We start from the raw sequence: 20,430 nt of genomic DNA, 5'->3' as shown, positions 1-20,430 counted from the left end.
CTCAGTCCTCAATTACATGAATCGCAAGCCGATCTTCGCCGCCAACTGGAAAATGAACAAGGGAGCTTCCGAGACGGAAGACTTCATCAAGAGCTTCCTCTCGAAACTCCAAGGTCAGGATTTCCCGTGTGAAATCGTGATCGCCCCGCCGTCCATTTCGCTGCCGAAACTCGCGGACCTTCTTCACAACGCCAACGCCGGCCAAAACGCCCACGCCATCCAGATCGCCGCGCAGAACTGCTCGCAGTTCGACTCAGGCGCTTACACCGGTGAGATCAGCGTGCTGATGCTGCGCGAGTTTTTCGTCCACTATGTCATCCTCGGCCACAGCGAGCGCCGCGCGATTTACGGCGAGACCGACGCGATCATCAACGCGAAGATCAAGAAAGCCCGCGAAGCGAATCTGAAGCCGATCTTCTGCATCGGTGAAACCCTTGCCGAACGCGAAGGTGGCAAACTGGAAAGCGTTCTCCGCACCCAGATCACCGGCGGCCTCGACGGCGTTTCCGAAAAGGATCTTGGTGAAACCGTCATCGCTTATGAACCCGTCTGGGCCATCGGCACCGGCGTCACCGCCAGCTCGCAACAGGCTCAGGATGCTCACGCCTTCGTCCGCTCCGTCATCGCCGATCTCTACGGTGCCGACGCCGCTGCCAAGATTCGCATCCAATACGGCGGCTCGGTGAAGCCCGGCAATGCCGCCGAGCTGATGGCCTGCCCGGACATTGACGGCGCGCTGATCGGTGGTGCCGCCCTGGAACCACAGAGCTTCCTGGAAATCATCCGCAACGGCTCGGCCGACTGATTTCCGCCGCCGGATATCGAATCAACGCGAGGGTCGCAAAGTGCATCACTTTGCGGCCCTTTGCTTTCCCGCTTTCCAAGCGGGGCCGGACGTTTTAGCGTCCCGCGCATGTCAGGCATCGCCCGCGTTATCGCCCTCACTTTCCTTCTGCTCGTCACCTGGACACACGCCGACCACGTCATCGTCACCGGCGGCCCGACCTTGAGAAAATGGGAAAATCTGCGCGTCCCCGACGACCAGCATGACCGCTGGTGGGCGAATTTCATCCGCGCCTCCACCGTCCGCATGGACGAGGTCCGCAAGGCCTACGGAGCGGATGCACCGGTCGTGTGGATGGTCTATCAGCCAAGCTATCAGTCGCGCGGTCGCGAGGATGGCAAGCCCTACACCTCATGGATCACCGAGCAGGCGGCCAAGCGCCGGGCGACCTTGGTCTGGTTCAACAGTTCCGGTGATTTCATCCAGAAGCTCAACTCGCGTCCGCGTGGTTCGGTCGAGACGTTTGATTTCTTCGGTCACTCGAACCGCTATGCGTTCCTGTTCGACTACGGCAATGAAATCATGGCGGCGTCCACGGCATGGCTGCATGAAAAGGACCTTCCGCGCATCAAAGCCGGTGTTTTCACTCGCAACGCTTACTGCAAAAGCTGGGGCTGCCACACGGGCGAAAGCATGAGCAAGGTCTGGAAGAGCACGCTCGGAGTTTCCCTCGAAGGAGCCAACGGCCCGACCTCCTACAGCGACGTCGGCCAAGGCACGCTGCCGGTCGTTCACGGCAGTTGGGTGCGCTGATCTCCAATTTCAAAATACATCGTTTCACATGACTCTTGCCGAACTCCAAGCACTCCACGACCTGCCGTTTTTCGATCTCCTCAAGCGTGCGCGCGAAGTCCACGAGGCGAATTTTTCCGATGGAAAAATCCAGCTCTGCACGCTGCTTTCGATCAAGACCGGCGGTTGCTCCGAGGATTGCGCGTATTGCACCCAGTCCGCCCGCTATGAGACCGATCTGGAAAACCAGCGTCTGCTCTCCAAGGAAACCGTCATGGAAAGCGCCCGCGCTGCCCGGGCCAATGGCTCGACGCGTTTCTGCATGGGAGCCGCCTGGCGCGGTGTTAGGGGTGGCACCGAACGCTTCAACCAGGTCGTCGATATCGTGAAGGAAGTGTCCTCGCTCGGCATGGAAGTCTGCGTCACCCTCGGCGAACTCGGGCCTAACGAAGCCGTCGTCCTCAAGGAAGCCGGTGTCACCGCCTACAATCACAATCTCGACACCTCGCCCGAGCACTACCCGAACATCGTCACCTCGCACACCTACGAGGATCGTCTCCGCACCATCCGCAACGTGCAGGACGCCGGCATGTCCGTCTGCTGCGGTGGCATTTTGGGCATCAGCGAAACCATCACCGACCGCCTCCGCATGTTGGAAGTCATTTCCAGCTTCAACCCGCAGCCGGAAAGTGTGCCGATCAACTCGCTCATGCCCATGCCCGGCACCCCGCTGGCGGACAACCCGCAGGTCGATCCCTTCGACCTCGTCCGCATGATCGCCTGCGCCCGCATCGCCGTTCCCGGCGCCAAAGTCCGCCTCTCCGCCGGCCGCACCCGTCTCTCTGACGAAACCCAGGCTCTCTGCTTCTTCGCCGGTGCCAACTCCATCTTCTACGGCGACAAGCTCCTTACCGCCTCGAATCCCGAAGCCCGCAAGGACCTCGAACTCCTAAAAAAGCTCGGCCTCGAAACCCTCGAACCGAACCCTTCGCTCGAAGCCCCGGAAACGGACGCCAATCTCCCCGCCAGCCCTTGTTGCTCTGCCGCCGGTTGCTGTTAAAGAGTAGCGACACTCCTGTCGCTCAAAGGAACGGCGGACTCCGGTCCGCCGAAGCCCATGAAGTGCCGATGGGATGAGGTGAACCGCTCTTCATCGGCTTTGCAATGGACCACGGCGATTCGGAGACCGCTGCTCCTTGTTCCCCAACTGCGACACTGAGCAGTCCGGATAACGGAACCAACTTTTGGCAAACAGTCTCCAATTCATCCCGCCTTGCCAAAACACCTCCCTCCAGCTTCGGCTCCAGCGAATCGGAAGCCCTCGCCAACCTCAAGGAAGCGCTCGAGCTCTTTTTCGAAGACCTTCCCGAATCCGTTACGATGCCGAAAATTTCCAACGTGACCGTTGGCGAACTGGCCATCGCTTGAACCGGTGCTCCCGACATGCCGAAGCGTCTGCCATCCGCCGATTTCATCCGCATCCCCACGAGTCACCATTTCGAGTTTGTCTCAAAGCGCGATAGCCACGCAAAATATCAGGACTCCCACGGCCACACCGTTATCGTCCCTCACCCGCGCAAGGACATCCCTGTCGGAACCCTTCGTTCCATGATCCGTCAAAGCGGTTTGCCGGACGCACTCTTCGAATAACCCAAAGAGTGGCTGGATCGTCTCGCTCCAGACCGTTGCCGGGGCGTCTCGCCGCAAGTCTTCATCTCCTTCGCTTACCATGAAGCCGCCCAAGACCGATCGATCAGGCGCAGCCGCCGGTTTGATCCCCGTTGATCGCTGGGTCACTCGATCTCGGTATCGCCCGTGACGACATTATTGCCGACGTGCGGATCCGGGGAATTCCCGAGCTCACGAGGTCGTCTGTCACTCGATTGAGGGCGATGATGCCGGAATCGCGGTTCTGAGAAAATGGATGCTGCCGCCGACCCGCCCGGAGGTCGATCCCTGCCATGGTGCCTGAAAGCAAATCAGCCGTCGCGCCCGGCTCACCACTTCATCGGCTTCCCAAAACGGCCTAATCGCTAGAGTTGACAGCCCTGATCGCTTCCGCCTAATACCCTATGAACAATCTTGGATTCTTCCTCGAAACAAAAATCCCCTCGTCATGGATGATCCATCAAAAGAGCTAAGAGTCTTCGTCAGCTACTCGCACAAGGATGCCGACCTCAAAGGGCAGTTTGACACCAATCTGAGGGTCATGGAGAGGCAGGGGATCATCCAAAAATGGACCGATGGCGAGATTCAACCCGGGGATCGCTGGGCTGAATCGATCACGGAGGCGATGAACAATTCGCAGATCATCATTTTCATGGTGAGCAATAATTTCCTGGACTCCGATTTCATCCGGAACACCGAAGCTCCTCTCGCGATGCAACGGATGAACGAAGGAAAGGCGGTGGTCGTACCCGTTCTCCTGAGAAACACGCCTGGTTGGAAACACGAAAAGTGGTATTCCTTGCAGGCTCTTCCGAGTGAGGTGAAACCGGTCGAACATGATTTCTGGAGAAACAGTGAGGAGGCTTTTGCCGATGTGGAAAAGCGCCTCCGCGAAATGGTCGAGCTATTGCCTGCAAAGTTGACCCAACAAGAGAAAGCTTACCATAATCGAGTTGCCGGACGTACCGAAGCGACCGGTCAGGACATTTCCCCGCCAGAAAAATCCGACATCGAATCGCCTCCGGCACCTCCGGGGATTCATACCTCATTCCCAAGCTTCGATGACGAGCGGGGGAAGGGGAAAACGGGAAAGGTCTGGCCCAAACTGGGGATTGCTCTTATCGCAATCGTGGCGGTTGTCGGAGGGATTTTCCTTTTCTCTCCACTCACGGGGACGGGTTCCGGCACGAACGAAAAGGAAGCGGCGATCCATCCACTTCAGCATGACTCACGCACCCCGCTGGAAAACAGCTTGGGAATGAAATTCGTCAATATCCCCGGGACCGACATCCTTTGCTCGATCTGGGAAATCAGAGTCGCGGACTTCAGGGAATTCACGGCGGAGGATCATTTCGAACCGCAGGACAAGATGTTCACTTTTGAACTGGATCCGGCCGATCAACAATGGAAATGGGGGAACTATGGGAAAAACTGGAAGAATCCCGGATTCTATCAGAGTGAAACGCACCCGGTCGTGGGGATCTCGCTGGCCACCGCGAAGCGATTTTGCGACTGGCTCACCAGACGCGAACGCCTCGCGAAAAAGATCCCCCGGGATTGGGAATATCGGATCATGAGAGACGCGGAATGGTCCCTGGCGGCAGGCGATTCGCTCTATCCTTGGAATCCCTATCAAGTCGATCTCAACAAGCGGGGCAACTACATGCGAATGGCGCTGAACATGGATTCAGGCAAGGAATACAATGACGGATACCCGAACACCGCCCCCGTGGGATCGTATCCGCCCAATCATCTGGGCATTCATGATCTTGGCGGGAACGTGCAGGAGGTGATGGATACCCCGTATGACAAAGCGCTCAACACACCCTATCTGTTGAAAAAATATCCTCAGATTGACGCTGACGCCACCGCGAGCGCCTGCTGCCGGGGAGGGGGCTGGGACACGCTCGTTGTGCCGGGTAGCGATTTTGACATCGCGCTGTCACAAATGCGATGGAGAGCTTCCGCCAACGACGGCGGTCCCGGGTTCGGTTTCAGGGCGGTCCTCTCACCCGTTGGTTATTCGGTCAACGACAAGCATGGCGATGGCCGGACCCCGATCGAGATTCCCGAATCTAGCAGGTCGTTTGTCCTGTCGAATCAATCCGATGCCGGATCGAGTTTCTTCTACAAGTTGCCAGTGGCTCCGCTGAAAGAATTCGATGCGACGATTCAATACCGGGTTTCGGCCAATTACGAGAAGGCCGGTTTCGGCATGGCGTTCATCTTCCGCAAAGGGGCCAATGCTCCCGGTGGATTCAGAGCTTATGTGAACTATCTGAAACAGCCTTCCTGGGGATCCGGTTATCACGATGCCAAAAACATCTTCCAAGGGAACCCCTGGGAGACAATCGACAAGGGCATGATTGCCGTGGATGGAACTCCCAATCGGCTCAGAGCTGTTGTCAGGGGCAATACAGTGAAAATTTACAGCAACGATTGCATGGTCGGTGAAACCGAATTCGACGCTGTCCCGCTGGCGGGCGATTTAACCGTAGCCGCCCAGTTGGTTCCTTTCGGAACCGTCTGGGACAAACCCAACGAAGTGCCCGAGTCCGGCCTGCATTTTGTTGGAATCGAAATCGAAACCATCGAATACAGCAAATAGGACGGGTTTGAGAAACCTCCCACCGCCGGTTCACGCCAAACCATGGCCAAGGACCTCCGCTCCGAGCACAATCGCTGGAACATGCCCCTCCTCTCGTGGAAAGGCGGCAAAATCGTCGCCAACCAACCCTGGAACGGAATTCCAAGTGGCTGCGGCGTTTCGCCGCAGGCCGTGCTGGGGAGCGTCCCGCTCCAAGTCTTCCTTCCCACCTTCCTCCCCATAGAGCGGCGTGAGGTGAGCTAGATTTCTGGACCAACAACCTCCAAGATCAGCCACAGATGAGTTCAAAACCACGTCAGCAATACACCGATGAATTCAAAGCCCAAGCCGTCGAGTTGCTTGAAACCGGCAAGCCCGTCTCGCAGATTGCCGAAGAACTCTGCATCAGCAGCAATCTCCTCTACAGTTGGAGACACAGCTCGCAGGGATCTCAGGTCGGTAGCGCAGGGCCGCGAGCCGGAGGCGAGAGGACCGACGCGGACGACCTGAGATCCCTGCGACGCGAAAACGCCCTCCTCAAAATGGAGAACGACATTTTAAAAAAAGCCGCGGTCATCCTCGGGACCAGACCCCAACCCAGCTCCGGGAAATGATCGAGGACATCCACCAAACCACCGGCCATGGCATCCGCCCGATCTGTGCCACACTTCAGGTGCCGCGCAGCAGCTACTATCATGCCGCAGAGCCCACCGCACCCGATGCTCCGACCTCGCGATCGGCAGCGTCATCGAAGCCGTTTTCAAGCAACACCGTCGTCGCTACGGCTATCCGAGGATCTGGGAAGAACTCGCCGACCGGCAGAGTCCGCAGAATCATGCGGGAGTGCGGCCTCAAAGCAATCAAGCCCAAGAACTACGTGCCAAAAACCAGCGATGGCCGGGCGGACAAACCCTCGCCCAATCTCCTGCTCGATCAGCCCCTCCCGGACAAACCCGACCAGGTCTGGGCGGGGGGAGAGGTGTGATAGTGATGATCATCCTGCAGAATGATTCTTTCGCATCGGCACGATCTGCGGGTTGCTTTCGGACGACGATGCGGCCATTTTTTGTTCCATGAAAACGGCCTTACTCTCCCGCACTTCGCAATCGGTGGCGTTGCTGATGATGACCTCCGCAATTTCCAAGGGAACGGAGGGACTGCCTTCGGTTGTGCATCCTCTTCCTGATATCGCGGCCGCCGCTGCCGCGAACAGCAAGGTGATCGCGCTGGACGGGGTTTTCAAACTCGACGGGATCGATGGAGACGTGGCCCGGTTCGCGACGAGCAAGGGCAACATGGATGTGGAGCTTTTTAAAAAGGATGCGCCGAAGACGGTGGCGAATTTTCTCAAATACGTGAAGCGTGGCACTTACAGCGGAACATTCATCCACTTCTCGGATCCCGATTTCGTATTTCAGGGAGGTAACTACTCATTGGTGGACGGCGAAACGACTGTAGTGATCCCCGACGCTCCTGTAGCCAATGAGTTCAAGGTTTCCAACACCCGTGGCACGATCGGGATGTCGAAATTCACCAGCGATCCGGACAGCGCCACGAATCAATGGTTTTTCAACGAATCCAACGAGAACGCCGCAAAGCTCGATCACGATAACGGAGGCTACACGGTGTTTGGCAAGATCATCGGCCAGAAGGGATTGCACGTGATGGATACGATCGGCGCGCTGCCTGTTGAAAACCTGGGATACCCGTTCGACCATCTGCCTGTGGTCAATCACAAGAAAGGCGACCCCATCACTAACAAGAATCTGGTGGAGGTGAAATCGATCAAAGTGATCCCGCTGTTGTCGGGTTCTCCAAAGGGGACGGCACTTCTCAAGCTGTCGGTCAGCAAGAACAGCAATCCCGCCGTGGTGAAAGCATCGGTTAGCGGGAAGAGCCTGATTTTGAAATATCCTGGCAAGAGCGGGAAGGCGGTAATCGACGTTACGGCGGAATACAGCGGGGGCGGAACGGCCACTGATTCGTTCACGGTGACCAAGAAATAGTGGGATCGGTCCAGTCTCCGAGGAAGGGTAAGATGGCCTCGGAGCGATCGGGCATTTCAATCGGAGAAGGAGGAGGAGCGAGGTGATGTCCGGGCAGAGGAAGGCTGCGCGAGGAGATGACCCATGAAACATGCGTGTTTTTCCCCGAAAACCCGTTCTGGACAGGGTCGATTCCCTTGCCTATTTTCCGCGCCTTTCCACCAATACATCATGATCCGCAAACTCATTCCCGGCGCACTGGCCCTCGGTCTCATCGCCACCTCATCCGCCCAGACGCCAGACGCTGCCCCGAAGCAGGAAGCCGCAACGCCAGCCGTTGAGGTTCCCGCCAAGCCGAAGCTCGATCCTGCAGTCATCAAGGCCGACTCTTCCTACGCTCTCGGTTTCCGCACCGGTGGTGGTTTCACCCAGCAATTCGGCAAATTCGGCGTCGGTGCCGCAGACCTGGACATGGACAATTTCGTCAAGGGATTCAGCGCCGCGATCAAGGGCGGCAAGCCCGAGCTCGAAGAAGCGAAGCTTCAAGCCGCCATGGAAGCTCTCGGCGAGATGCTCCAAGGTCGCGAAAAGGAAGCCGCTGTGGCCAACCTTGCCGCCGGCAAGAAGTTTCTTGAGGAAAACGGCAAGCGCAAGGAAGTCACCACCAACAAGAGCGGCCTTCAATACGAAGTGATCACCAAGGGAGGCGACGAGAAATACGTTGCTCCCAAGGAAGGTGAGGAAGCGAACAAGCAGTTCCTCGTTCATTACAAAGGCACGCTGATCGACGGCAAGCAATTCGACGCTTCCCCGGAAGGCGAGCCGGTCCCGATGACCCTGCAAGTGGTGGATGGTTTCAAAGAAGCTCTCACCACCATGCCCGTGGGCGCCAAGTGGAAACTCTTCATGCCGAGCGAACTTGCCTACGGCGAGCAACGCCGCAGCGCGGACATCGGACCGAACAGCGTCCTGATCTTTGATCTGGAGCTCGTGAAAATCGAAGACGCTCCTGCTCCCGAAGGTGGCGGCATGCCATTCCCGATGCCCCAAGGCGCACCGGGTGGTCCTCAAGGTGGCCCGGAAGGCGCTCCTGAAGGCGAGTGATTCTGCTCCAAAAATTCTGATCAAAAAGGCTGTCGGTTCATCCGGCAGCCTTTTTTCTTATTTCTTATTTCCGATTCCTATTTGCCTGCCTCGGACTCCGCCTTCGCCGTTTTCCGGCATTCCGCCACGAAATGGTTGCAGGCCTCGCGGCAGAGCAGGGGAATCGCCTCGTTTTCCGGTAAATCGCCGGGAATCCCGTTGAAGCGGCTCGCCTCGCTCTCCTCCAAGGGAGTATTGGCGTCGAGCTTCCAAAGGATCTTCTTGGCGCATTGGTGCGCCGGACCGCAGACCTCGCGGATGAGCTTTTGCGCTCCCGCATCGCTGATGGTGCGGGCGAAGCGATACATGCCGGTCTGCCGGTTGAGCTTGTCCCGAAGGTTTTCGACTTCCAGCGAGCCATTTTGCCGGGCGAGAAACAGGCCCACACCCGCCGGGTAGAATTGGTCGAGGGCGAGCCGCAGGTCCTCCTCGCTGTCCAATAGCATTACCCAGCCGCGCTTCAGATTCGTTTGGCCCTTGGTGAATCGATAAGTTCCATCCTCCGCATAAGTCGAGAGGTCGCGGGCGTCCGCCGGGCCTTGATGCACTTCCAATCCGCCGAAATCGGGGAAGGTGGAAGTCTCGGTATCCGCGAAATGGGAGAGAATGAAAGATGTGTTAAAAACGCTTGTTTGAATCTCCAGTTCGCCCATGCGGTGGGTTCCGGATTTGACCAAATTGCGGAGTTGGGAGGCAATCGACATCAATTTAATATTTGAAGTAAAAATAAGTCGGCTTAGTTTGTTTTTAGCATTTTGTGAAGCTGATCAAAATCCGCAACCTGATCTAAAATAACGTCTGCCAACAGTCGTTCGGTTCCGATAGCGGAACTGTAGAAAAGCGTCTTTCCGCGCACGGGGTGCGGGTTGTGACGGAAGATTTCCCGCTGGCTGGCGGCGGCTCCCACTTCGCTTTCGATGCCTAAAAGCACCGGGATATCCTGGTAGGAATGCAGTCCGTCGGAGATGAAAAACGGGACGACCACGACGTTGGGAGTGAGCGACATTTCGGCCCACTCGGCGATGAACGGTTGCTCTTCCATGTAGGCGTCGAGCACGGCGGCGTAACCGGCTCCGGAAGCGGCGATGAGGGTCGTTTGATCGCGGATAGCCTTGGTGGAGTTTTGGTTCAGTCCGGTGCCGTGACCGGTGATGATGAGGGTGGTCGCGGCTGGATCGATGTCCGGTGCGACCTCTTTCGCCCGTTTCAGAATCAGGTCGGTCATTGAGCGATGCACGCCGACGGGCAGGCAGTAGTGGAAGGTTTTCCCCCGGACGACCGTGGTTGGGCCGGTGAGCTGGAGTTCTCGAGGGATGACGTCTTGGGTGAAATAGCCCTCGCTGATGAAATCCGGAACGACATAGATCTCGTCGGAATCGATCAGGTAAATCGCCTCACGCATCGACGGCTCCTCTTTCCAGAAGCAGCAATGGACCTCCGCGAACAATCCGCGGCTGCGGATTTCGTCGGCGTGTTCGAAATATGGGGTCGATGAATCAGGGTTCTCGGTGGACCCGTGACCGACGATGAGAAGGGCGCTGGTTGGCTTCGGCGCGATGGACATGTCGGAAAAGTGGCGGGCCGTCCGGGGAATGCAAGGATGGGAAAGTTTTCAGTTTCCAGAATCGGCACTTCGGGCGGAAACTGCCTGCGGATGCCGGTTTTCGAAAAATTGCAGTTGTGGGTCGATCCGGTCAGGCGGGCCGGTCCGGAAGCGATGGCGGTGGATGAGTGGCTGCTGGAAACGGCTGCCTGTCCCGTCCTGCGGGTTTATTCTTGGGAGGGAAATTGGGCGAGCCTCGGGTATTTCGGGAAAATCGCTGAAGCGCGGCTGTCGTTTCCCGAGTTGAATCTGGTGAGACGGTGGACAGGTGGCGGAATTGTGGATCATCGGGCGGATTGGACTTACACTCTGGTAGCGCCCCAAAGGGAGATGCTGGCGAAATTACGGGGTGCGGAGAGTTATCGGATTGTTCATGAAATATTAAACCAATTGCTTGATGAAGAAGGGATTGTGTCTCGAATGAGTGAAGGGTGTGAAGAAACCGGCGCGGGTCTTTGCTTCGAGAATCCGGTGGGGCATGATTTGCTCGGGGTGAATGGCTACAAACTGGCGGGAGCGGGCCAGCGCCGGTCGAAATCCGGTTTATTGCATCAAGGGTCGGTCGCGATTTCAGGTGGCAATCCGCTGATTTCCAGGAAGCGATCCGAGAATTTCGCCTCGCTGTTGTCGCAGAAATGGGAGGTTTTCACCGCCCAGCCGGATCCCGCAGACTTGGCGGCGAGAGTCGACTGTCGCTACGCGCGCCGCGAATGGACGGAACGGAGGTGAATGAATCGCGTTAATTGCGGAGGTGATAATCCTGCAAATCCTGCGGGTGATTTTGGTGATCCTGCAACGATTGCAGGGAATTTTGGTTAATTTGGATTCCTTAAATATGCATGAATATTTTAATCCGCTTGTAATGAGCCTTTTGCGGCAGGGGGGCACGGCTTGGCACGCGCCATGCAAAATAGAAGGCGTTCTCCGGGGGGAGAAAAACAGGGGACTTCGGTCCCGTTCAACTAGCCAGTCTGTCGAATGAGTCAGTCTTCCAAGGAAGATTCCGTCGACAGGCTGGCTTTTGAGTTTCTGGATCTGGTGATAACGAGGGGAAGGATCGGTTGAGATATCGATTGGCTTCTCCAAAGTCTGAAAATCCGATTTCCAAAGATGACGACTGACACGGGGCAATTCCAAGAGGATTACGAGCGGTTTTTCGCCTTGTCTTCCGATCTCCTGTGCATCGCCGGAATGGATGGTCATTTCAAAAGGGTCAATCCGGCGTTCAGCCAGACGCTCGGCTACACCATGGCGGAGCTTCTGGCCAAGCCGTTTGTGGACCTTGTTCATCCGGACGACATCGCCAAGACACATGCGGAAATGGAGAAACTGGGGTCTGGTTTGCCGTCCATCCATTTTGAAAACCGTTACCGATGTCGGGACGGTTCGTGGAAATGGCTGGCATGGAGCACCCAGCCGTTCAACGAAAAGGGGATTCTTTATGCAGTCGCCCGGGATGTGACGGCCAAGAAGAACGACGAACTGGCGATCCTCCAGTTGAACGGAGAACTCCTCCGGCAGACAGTCATGCTGGGTGAATTGAACCGTGAGCTTGAGTCATTCAGCTACTCGGTTTCCCACGACCTGCGGGCACCTTTGCGTGGAATTTCAGGATTTGCCCAAGCCCTCGAGGAGCGTGCCGGCGATAGCTTGGATGCGACGAGCGCCGGTTACCTCCAGCGGGTGAAGAATGCGGCGGAGCGCATGGGGCTGCTGATCGACGACCTCATCAAGCTCTCGCGTCTCACCCGGGCTGAAATGCGCGTCGAGCCGGTCAACCTGAGCCAGGTGGCGGAGGCCGTGGGGGCCGGGTTGCGGGCTGAGAATCCGCTGCGAAGCGTCGAGCTGAGGATCGAGCCGGACATTTTGGTGTGGGCCGATCCGGCGCTGCTGGAAGTCCTGTTGGATAATCTGATAGGTAATGCTTGGAAATTCACCTCGAAAACCCTCGCTGCGGTCATCGAAATCGGGAGCCGGCGGCGCGACGACGGAACGACCTGGCATTTTGTGAAAGACAACGGGGTGGGATTCGACGAGCGCTACGGCCACAAGCTTTTCGGTGCTTTTCAACGACTGCACAGCCAGTTGGAATTTCCCGGAACAGGAATCGGATTGGCGACCGTCCAACGCATCGTCCGCCGCCATGGCGGGGAGGTTTGTGCGAAAAGTGTGATTAATCATGGCGCGACCTTCGAATTTACGCTAGGAGCGAAGGTCGTAGAAATCCCCCATGAACAACAAGATTATTCTGTTAGTGGAAGACAATCCGGATGATGAGGAACTCACCTTGATGGCCTTGGAGAAAAACAACATTCTTAACGAAGTTGTTGTCGCCCGGGACGGAGAGGAAGCGCTTGAGTTTCTGTTCGGAGATAGCCCGGGATCGTCCATCAAACGGAAAACACTGCCCGCGATCATCCTCCTCGACCTCAAGCTGCCAAAGGTGAACGGGCTGGAGGTTCTGCAGAAAATCCGTAGCCACGAGCGCACCCGGATGTTGCCCGTCGTCATTCTGACATCTTCCAAGGAGGACAAGGATTTGATTGAAAGCTACTCGTTGGGCTGCAACAGCTATGTCCGCAAGCCGGTGAACTTCGAAATGTTCGTCGAAGCCACCCGCCAACTCGGGCTTTACTGGCTGCTGTTGAATGAAGCTCCACCGGATCCAAGTTTGATTTTATGAAAGGACCGAAAACGTTGCGCCTGCTGTTGGCGGAGGATTATGACGACGACGCATTGTTGGTCTTGAACGCCTTGGAACGGCAGGGATTTGAAATCGACTGCACTCGGGTGATGACGGGGGGGCAATTCCGAACGGCGCTCCAGGCCTCCCCGTATGAGATCATCCTCTGTGATTACGCGATGCCGGGTTTCGGGGCCATCGAAGCCTTGGAAATCTTGCGCGAGTGCGACATCGATATCCCGCTCATCATCGTCTCCGGCACCATCGGTGAATCCGTCGCTGTGGAAGCGATGCGGAACGGTGCCACCGATTACATTCTGAAAGAGAATCTGATCCGCCTTGGAGTGGCTGTGGAGCGGGAAATCCGCGAGGCCGAGACCCGTCGCCAAAAGCGCTTGATCGACAGTTTCTCCATTGGTCAGACCGAGGTTTTGGAAATGATCCTCAATCGTGAGTCACTGACAGTGATTCTGGAGCGAATCATTGAGCGCGTGGAACTCCTTTCCTCGGGGAAGGTGCAATGCACCATCATGCTGGTGAATTCCGAAGGCACGCACCTGAATCTTGGCGCGGGTCCGAGCATGCCGGCCGCTTTTCTGGAGTTGCTGGACTCCGTTCCGGTCGAAGTGGGCATGGGCGCGTGCGGGACCGCGGCCGCGCTTGGGGAAACCACGATCATCGAGGATATATCCACGCATCCCTATTGGGCTTCGGTGAGCGAAATCGCCGAGAGTTGCGGTTTTCGTGCCTGTTGGTCGATTCCGGTTTTCTCATCGGACCGCCGGGTGTTGGGGACAATGAGTGTCTATCACCAAACCATCCATTCTCCCACCTCCGAGGAAATCCACTGGGTGGAATCTGCCAGCAAGCTTGTCAGCCTTGCGATCGAACGCGGACGTGCGGCGGAGAAATTGCACCAAAGTGAGACGCTTTTCCGCATCGCCAGCGACGCAGCGCGCATTGGCGGATGGACCGTTGATTTTCCCGAAAACCGGATCACGTGGTCGGATCAGATTTGTGCCATTCACGAAATGCCCGTGGGAACGGTTCCGAATCTGCCTCAAGCCCTTCGTTTTTACGCTCCGGAATGGCGCGACAAAATCACCGAGGTTTTTGAAAAATGCCGGGTGGAAGGAATCCCCTTTGACGAGGAACTGCAAATCAACACTGCGAACGGCCGACGGATCTGGGTGCGCTCCATCGGTGAAGCGATCCGCGATGAACAAGGGTTCATCAACCGCATTCAAGGAGCGTTTCAGGACATTACCGACCGCAAGCAGGCTGAGCAGGCCGAGGAAACAACGCGCTCCAACGAACTCCGCTATCTCGAACAGCGCAACGCCCTCATTTCGCTCAATGGGAACTCGTCTTCGAACAGCCGGGATTTCCCGAGTGCCCTGAGGCGAATTACCGAGGCATCCGCCCGGACACTTGATGTCGCGAGGGTCAGCATCTGGAAATACACCGAAGATCGGAAATTCATCGAATGTCTCGATCAATTCGTCTTGGCGGGTGAGGAACATTCCGCGGGTGTCCGGCTCGCGGTGGAAAACTATCCGAATTATTTCGACATCCTCAACCGTCTGGACCTCATCGCCGCGGACGACGCCCTCACCGATCCGGGCACATGCGAGTTTTCCGGAAGCTATCTGATTCCCAACGGAATCACATCGATGCTCGATGTGCCTATCCGTTTTGGCAACGAGACGAGTTACCTGCTTTGCAACGAGCACTGCGGCCCGATGCGTCACTGGACCTCGGACGAGAAAACCTTCGCCATCGCCATTGCGAATCTTATTTCACTCGCCATCGAAAGCAACGAGCGCGCGTGTGCCCAGCAGGAGGTGCTTCAGAGTCACCAGCGTTTCCAATCGGTAGCCGCGGCCACCAACGATACCATCTGGGATTGGAATCTCGAAACGGACGCCTTCTGGTGGTACGACGGTTTCGCGAATCTCTATGGCGGGTCCGCCGCCGATTCCGAAGCCAGCATCCGTGTGTGGATCCGTCAGATCCATCATGAGGACCGCGACCGGGTGGTGCGAGGCATTTATGCCGCCATCGGAAAGGGGGATACTCACTGGACCGATGAATACCGCTTCATCAGCAACAGCGGCTCCGTTGCTCATGTCAGGGATCGCGGGCAGATCCTGCGCGATGCCGGGGGCCAGGCGATCCGCATGGTGGGCGGGATGACGGATCTAACAAGCCAGAAGGCCGCCGAGCTTGAACTCACCCGTTCCCATCGTGCTCTGCTGATGCTCAGTTCGTGCAACGAGATGCTGGTCCGCGCCACTTCCGAGATGGCGCTTCTCACCGAGGCCTGCCGCCTCGCCGTGGAAATCGGCGGCTATCAGATGGCATGGGTCGGCTATGCGATGGACGATGAAAATCGGAGCGTCGTCCCGGTGGCCCATGCGGGTCGGGAACTCGGATATCTATCGGAAATCGAGGTTTCCTGGGCGGAGGATCGCCCGTCCGGCAGAGGTCCTGCTGGCAAGGCCATCCGTGGCGGAGAGGCGATACTCGTCGGGGATTTGGAAAGCGATCCATCGTTTGCAAGTTGGGCTGAAGCCGCCTTGAAACGCGGATTCCGCAGTGTGGTGACTCTGCCGCTGCGTAACAAAGACCGCGCCTTCGGAGCCGTCAGCCTCCTCAGTGGGGAGCTCCATCCGGCCAGTGGTGATGAAATGAAAATGCTCCGGCAGATGGCCAACGACCTCGCTTTCGGCATCGAGAACATCCGCAGTCGTCAGGAACGGCAACGCACCCAGGACGTCGTCATCAAGGTGGCTCAGGCCGTGTCCAGCGGCATGGGTTCGGAGTTTTTCGATCTGCTCACCCGCAACATGGTCGAGGCGATGGATGCCCTCGGCGGACTGATAGGAAGATACAATTCCGTCGGAAACTCGATCGATACCATCTCGTTCTTTTTTGATGGAAAACCGATGGACAACGTCAGCTACGGCCTCGACGGCACTCCGTGCGAAAGCGTCGCGGGTGGCGACATCTGTGTTTTTGAAAGCGGAATCCAGAAGCTGTTTCCCGACGATCATCTTCTGGTGCTTTTTGGTATCGAGGCTTACGCGGGTATTCCGCTTTTCCAGCGGGACGGCAGTGTCGCGGGGATCATGGTGGTGTTTTTCGCCAGTCCGTTGAAGGAAACCTCGCTGGTGAAATCCACCCTCCGGATTTTCGCCACTCGCGCCGCCTCCGAACTGGACCGCCAGCAGGCGGACGCGCGCATCCGCGAACAGGCGTCGCTGCTCGACAAGGCCCAGGACGCCATCCTTGTCCGCAATCTCGACAACAAGATTACTTATTGGAACAAAAGCGCCGAGCGGATTTACGGCTGGCCGGCCGAGGAGGTCCTCGGTCGCTGTGTGCTCGACGTGCTCTATCAGGATGCCGCCGCGTTCCGGAAAGCCCACGAACACACTCTGCTCCACGGCGAGTGGATGGGTGAAATCATGCAGGTCGACAGCGCCGGTCAGGAACTCACCATCGAAGGCCGCTGGACTCTCGTCCGCGATGATCAGGGCAATCCGGAAAGCGTCTTCGCCCTCAACACCGACATCACCGAGCAGCGTAAACTCGAACAACAGTTCCTCCGCGCGCAACGCATTGAAAGCATCGGAACCCTCGCCGGTGGCATCGCGCATGACTTGAACAACATCCTCGCGCCCATTTCCATGGCCATCGAGCTCCTCAAGATGCGCGTGACCGATGCGAGGTCCGGTGAGCTGCTAGATACCATCGCCAGCAGCGCCAAACGCGGTGCCGACATGGTCGGGCAGGTCCTTTCCTTTGCCCGCGGCATGGAAGGCCGCCACGTGGAAGTCCATCCGCTCCAGATCATCCGGGAAATCGAGAGCATCATGCGGGATACTTTCCTGCGGAAAATCGAGCTCGAAGTAACAGCCTCCCGCGAACTGTGGGTCATCCACGGCGATCCCACCCAGCTCCACCAGGTCATCCTCAACCTCTGCGTCAACGCCCGCGATGCCGTCGAGGACGGTGGGAAAATCATTATCACCGCTGGCAATGTCGAAATCGACGAAACCTTTGCCGCCATGAACCTCGAAGCCGAGAAAGGTCCGCACGTTTTTATCCAGGTCGAGGATTCCGGCGTCGGCATTCCAGCAAACATCATGGACCGGATTTTCGACCCGTTTTTCACCACCAAATCCGTCGGCAAAGGCACCGGGCTCGGACTGTCCACCTCGCTGGCCATTATCAAGAGTCACGGAGGTTTCATCCGCGCCTTCAGCAAACCGGGCGAGGGGAGTCGATTCCGGATTTACCTGCCCGCCTACCCGGAAATCTCCAGAAACCTTCCCAACCTCGAAAGACCCGCCCTTCCCCAAGGCAGTGGCGAGACCGTGCTGGTCGTTGACGACGAGGAATCCATCCGTGAAATCACCCGCCAGACGTTGGAGGCCTTCGGATATCGAGTCCTGCTCGCCTCCAATGGCGACGAGGCGATCTCGATCTATTCCGCGCACCAGTTTGACATCCACGTCGTCCTTACCGACATGATGATGCCCGTTATGGACGGACTCGCCACCATCGAACTCCTCATGGAAATCAATCCCCTCGTTAAAATCATCGCCACCAGCGGAATCAACGCCAACAAGGATCTTGTCAGCGCCGTCGGCAAGGGAGCCGCGAACTTTTTACAAAAGCCGTATACAGCAGAAGTCCTGCTCAAGTGTCTAAAACAGGTGACCGGTGACGAAGTGGCTGTCGGTTGAGCAGTTAGCCCGGCGCTCGGGGATTCAAACTTGCACAGCCCTCCTCAAACCGCGAAAACCGCTGACGCCAATTTTTTGATTTTTGAATCCTGATGCCCATCACCCCTGTCATTACCCCGAATCTGCTGATCGTTGACGACGACGAAACCATCCAACGCCTGCTCGTCATTGCGGCCCAGGATCTGGGATGGCGTCCCACCGCCGCGGTTTCCGGTCTGGAAGCCTTGCAGAAACTCGATTCCGGCATCGAAGCGGTCATCCTCGATCACGGCCTTCCGGGCATGAACGGTCTCCAGACTCTCGTGAAAATTCGGGAAAAATCTCCTGACCTCCCCGTGATCATGCTCACCGGCTTCAACGATGCCGAGACCGCCGTCCAAGCCCTTCGCGCCGGAGCCGACGATTACCTGACCAAGCCCTTCGAACTCAAACGTCTCTTCGACCTCCTCCGCCAAGCCCGCCTCACTCGCAAGAAATCCCCGGAGCCTACTTGGGAACGGAAGAAAATCATCTCCAAGGTCGCCCTCCACAGCGACAATCCCCACCTTCGCCAACTGCTCGGGCACATGGCCAAGGCCGCCCGCCTCGATTCCAACATTCTCCTCACCGGCGAGAGCGGTACTGGAAAATCCTTTTTTGCCCGGGAAATCCACCGTCTCAGCCCTCGGGTTGCCGAGGAATTCATCACCGTCAGTTGCCCGGCATTGCCGCGTGAACTTTTGGAATCCGAGCTTTTCGGCCACGAACGCGGTGCCTTCACCGGGGCCACCGCTTCGCGCGCGGGTCGTTTCGAACAAGCGTCGAAAGGCACCATCTTCCTCGATGAAATCGGCGACCTGCCATCGGGCCTGCAGCCCAAGCTCCTCAACGTCCTCCAAGACCGCGAATTCTTCCGCGTCGGCGGCAGCAAGCTCTTGAAGACCGATGCCCGCGTCATCGCCGCCACCAATGTCGATCTCCGTCGCCGTGTCGAGGAGGGCTCCTTCCGTGAGGACCTCTACTATCGGCTGAATATCATCGAACTCCGCATCCCCGCACTGCGCGAGAGGCGGGAGGACATCGGCGCCATCACCAGCACCATCCTCAAACAAATCGCCGCCCGCCGCGGCTCGGAAGGTTGGGATCTATCACCTGGTGCCAAGGAAGCCCTCCACGATTTCGATTGGCCGGGAAATGTCCGCCAGCTGGAAAACGTCCTCGAACGCGTCACCGCCTTCGCCGAGAAACCGCTGCTCCAAGCCGATGATTTCCTGATACTGTTGGACGGAAAACGCGACAGCGTTGCCCCGAGCGGCCGCGGCCTCACCCTCCAGGAGGTCGAGCGCGACGCCTTCATCCAGACCTACCTCCGCACCGGTAAAAACAAGGCGAAAACCGCCCGCGAACTCGGCATCTCCGAACGCTCCGTATACAACCTGCTAGGCCGGCACGGATTGAAATAACATTTTTCACAAAAAGTGCTAGAAACAACCAAGTAGGTTTACAGCATGGAACCTCGTTGATAGGCTCCATCCATGGCGTTTACCGATTTGATGTTGAGTTACCGGGGGCCGGGACTGATTGGCACGCTGATGGCTCTGTTTGTGATCCTGGGTTTCTCCCTTTTGTTCATGTTCGCATTCGACGAGGGGTTTCAAGGTGGCAATTGGTCGATCGAGAAAGTGATCGCGCATCAGGCCACGGAAATCGAAAACTACCAAGCCATGCGGGAGGATCACAGCAGGCGACTCGAACAGGCCCGGGTGCGCGTTTCCGACGAAAAGGAACTGGCCCGGATGAAGCGGGAAAGCCGATGGCAGCTTGAAAAGATCGCAAGTCTCGGGAATGCGATCGAGCTGGGGACGGAAGTCGTTTCCCGTGAAACTGAAGTGTTCGACGCCTACAAGGATCAATACCGGGCCTATGTCCGGGGACGGGCGAAGGGAGAAACCCTTGCGAAACTGGAGACCTCTTCCGGAGGCGTTTACACCAACGTCAGCATCCGTGGAGTGACGGCCGTTGGTATCGAAATCCGGCATGATGACGGCTTCAAGCGCATTCCCTTTGAAGAGCTTCCGGAAGAAATGAAGACTCGCTTCCAATTTGATCGGGAACAAAAGGAACAGGCCTTGGCTTCGGAAATCAATGCACGCGCGGAGCTCGAGGCTGCGGTCGCCATGACTGATAGAATTGTCGATCAGGAGACTGAACAGCAGCGCGTCGAGGAAGAACGGGTGCGCAGGAACAATGTCATGCGTGCCATCGGCCAGAAGGAGGCCCGCGTCGGCGCGCTAGAAGATGATATCCATCAGCTGAATCGTTCGATTCCTGACGAGAATAAAAAGACGCTCAGCAGGGCGGGCGTCATGCGGGGGGATATCTCAAACAAGCGTCGGGAAATTTCCACGCTTCGATCACAGATTGCCGCATTGCGGGGAAGTTTGTAGGAAAC

At 57.3% G+C, this 20,430-nt stretch carries 19 protein-coding genes; 17 read left to right on the top strand and 2 right to left on the bottom strand.

The window, feature by feature from the left end; translation table 11 throughout:
* Positions 1 to 16: 16 nt before the first annotated feature.
* The 11 genes from tpiA to ABIQ96_RS02385 all read left to right on the top strand — a co-directional run bounded on the left by tpiA (position 17) and on the right by ABIQ96_RS02385 (position 8,920).
* Complete coding sequence (gene tpiA / locus ABIQ96_RS02435) at positions 17 to 805, top strand: triose-phosphate isomerase (protein ID WP_348212949.1); 789 nt, start codon at positions 17 to 19, stop codon at positions 803 to 805.
* 108 nt (positions 806 to 913) lie between these two features.
* Positions 914 to 1,597, top strand: coding sequence for a hypothetical protein (locus tag ABIQ96_RS02430; RefSeq protein WP_348212948.1), 684 nt, complete (start codon positions 914 to 916; stop codon positions 1,595 to 1,597).
* A 28-nt stretch (positions 1,598 to 1,625) separates the two neighbouring features.
* Complete coding sequence (bioB, locus tag ABIQ96_RS02425) at positions 1,626 to 2,636, top strand: biotin synthase BioB (protein WP_348212947.1); 1,011 nt, start codon at positions 1,626 to 1,628, stop codon at positions 2,634 to 2,636.
* 104 nt (positions 2,637 to 2,740) lie between these two features.
* Positions 2,741 to 3,004: a type II toxin-antitoxin system HicB family antitoxin gene (locus tag ABIQ96_RS02420; protein ID WP_348212946.1), complete on the top strand. Its 264-nt coding sequence runs from the start codon at positions 2,741 to 2,743 to the stop codon at positions 3,002 to 3,004.
* 15 nt (positions 3,005 to 3,019) lie between these two features.
* Positions 3,020 to 3,226 (top strand): type II toxin-antitoxin system HicA family toxin, encoded by a 207-nt coding sequence (locus ABIQ96_RS02415; RefSeq protein WP_348212945.1) that lies wholly within the window; start codon positions 3,020 to 3,022, stop codon positions 3,224 to 3,226.
* A 466-nt stretch (positions 3,227 to 3,692) separates the two neighbouring features.
* Positions 3,693 to 5,852: an SUMF1/EgtB/PvdO family nonheme iron enzyme gene (locus ABIQ96_RS02410; protein WP_348212944.1), complete on the top strand. Its 2,160-nt coding sequence runs from the start codon at positions 3,693 to 3,695 to the stop codon at positions 5,850 to 5,852.
* A gap of 42 nt (positions 5,853 to 5,894) precedes the next feature.
* Entirely contained in the window at positions 5,895 to 6,095 is a 201-nt protein-coding gene (locus ABIQ96_RS02405) for a hypothetical protein (RefSeq protein ID WP_348212943.1), read from the top strand.
* A gap of 35 nt (positions 6,096 to 6,130) precedes the next feature.
* Positions 6,131 to 6,445, top strand: coding sequence for a transposase (locus ABIQ96_RS02400; protein ID WP_348212942.1), 315 nt, complete (start codon positions 6,131 to 6,133; stop codon positions 6,443 to 6,445).
* Positions 6,442 to 6,816 carry a hypothetical protein gene (locus tag ABIQ96_RS02395; RefSeq protein ID WP_348212941.1) on the top strand — a complete coding sequence of 125 codons (375 nt, stop codon included), beginning with the start codon at positions 6,442 to 6,444 and terminating at the stop codon, positions 6,814 to 6,816. Before ABIQ96_RS02400 ends, ABIQ96_RS02395 begins: the two co-directional genes overlap by 4 nt.
* Positions 6,817 to 6,904: 88 nt before the next feature.
* Positions 6,905 to 7,837, top strand: coding sequence for a peptidylprolyl isomerase (locus ABIQ96_RS02390; RefSeq protein WP_348212940.1), 933 nt, complete (start codon positions 6,905 to 6,907; stop codon positions 7,835 to 7,837).
* A 210-nt stretch (positions 7,838 to 8,047) separates the two neighbouring features.
* Positions 8,048 to 8,920, top strand: coding sequence for an FKBP-type peptidyl-prolyl cis-trans isomerase N-terminal domain-containing protein (locus ABIQ96_RS02385; RefSeq protein WP_348212939.1), 873 nt, complete (start codon positions 8,048 to 8,050; stop codon positions 8,918 to 8,920).
* A 77-nt stretch (positions 8,921 to 8,997) separates the two neighbouring features.
* Here ABIQ96_RS02385 and ABIQ96_RS02380 read toward each other — a convergent pair whose 3' ends face one another.
* Positions 8,998 to 9,663, bottom strand: coding sequence for a DR2241 family protein (locus ABIQ96_RS02380; protein WP_348212938.1), 666 nt, complete (start codon positions 9,661 to 9,663; stop codon positions 8,998 to 9,000).
* Between the two features lie 32 nt (positions 9,664 to 9,695).
* Positions 9,696 to 10,523, bottom strand: coding sequence for a CbiX/SirB N-terminal domain-containing protein (locus tag ABIQ96_RS02375; RefSeq protein WP_348212937.1), 828 nt, complete (start codon positions 10,521 to 10,523; stop codon positions 9,696 to 9,698).
* 369 nt (positions 10,524 to 10,892) lie between these two features.
* Between ABIQ96_RS02375 and ABIQ96_RS02370 the strand changes: the two genes are divergently transcribed.
* From ABIQ96_RS02370 to ABIQ96_RS02345, 6 genes are all read left to right on the top strand, one after another.
* On the top strand, positions 10,893 to 11,291 hold the full coding sequence (locus ABIQ96_RS02370) for a hypothetical protein (RefSeq protein ID WP_348212936.1): 399 nt from the start codon (positions 10,893 to 10,895) through the stop codon (positions 11,289 to 11,291).
* Positions 11,292 to 11,672: 381 nt separating this feature from the next.
* Entirely contained in the window at positions 11,673 to 12,836 is a 1,164-nt protein-coding gene (locus tag ABIQ96_RS02365; RefSeq protein WP_348212935.1) for a PAS domain S-box protein, read from the top strand.
* Positions 12,793 to 13,245: a response regulator gene (locus ABIQ96_RS02360; RefSeq protein WP_348212934.1), complete on the top strand. Its 453-nt coding sequence runs from the start codon at positions 12,793 to 12,795 to the stop codon at positions 13,243 to 13,245. Before ABIQ96_RS02365 ends, ABIQ96_RS02360 begins: the two co-directional genes overlap by 44 nt.
* On the top strand, positions 13,242 to 17,999 hold the full coding sequence (locus ABIQ96_RS02355; RefSeq protein ID WP_348212933.1) for a GAF domain-containing protein: 4,758 nt from the start codon (positions 13,242 to 13,244) through the stop codon (positions 17,997 to 17,999). Before ABIQ96_RS02360 ends, ABIQ96_RS02355 begins: the two co-directional genes overlap by 4 nt.
* 92 nt (positions 18,000 to 18,091) lie before the next feature.
* Complete coding sequence (locus tag ABIQ96_RS02350; protein ID WP_348212932.1) at positions 18,092 to 19,441, top strand: sigma-54 dependent transcriptional regulator; 1,350 nt, start codon at positions 18,092 to 18,094, stop codon at positions 19,439 to 19,441.
* 72 nt (positions 19,442 to 19,513) lie between these two features.
* A complete protein-coding gene (locus ABIQ96_RS02345) occupies positions 19,514 to 20,425 on the top strand; it encodes a hypothetical protein (protein WP_348212931.1) in 912 nt (303 codons plus the stop codon).
* Positions 20,426 to 20,430: the final 5 nt, after the last annotated feature.

It is taken from the genome of Luteolibacter sp. (assembly GCF_039920825.1).
Taxonomy (GTDB): domain Bacteria; phylum Verrucomicrobiota; class Verrucomicrobiia; order Verrucomicrobiales; family Akkermansiaceae; genus Luteolibacter.
This window is presented reverse-complemented; position numbering and strand designations above follow the sequence as displayed.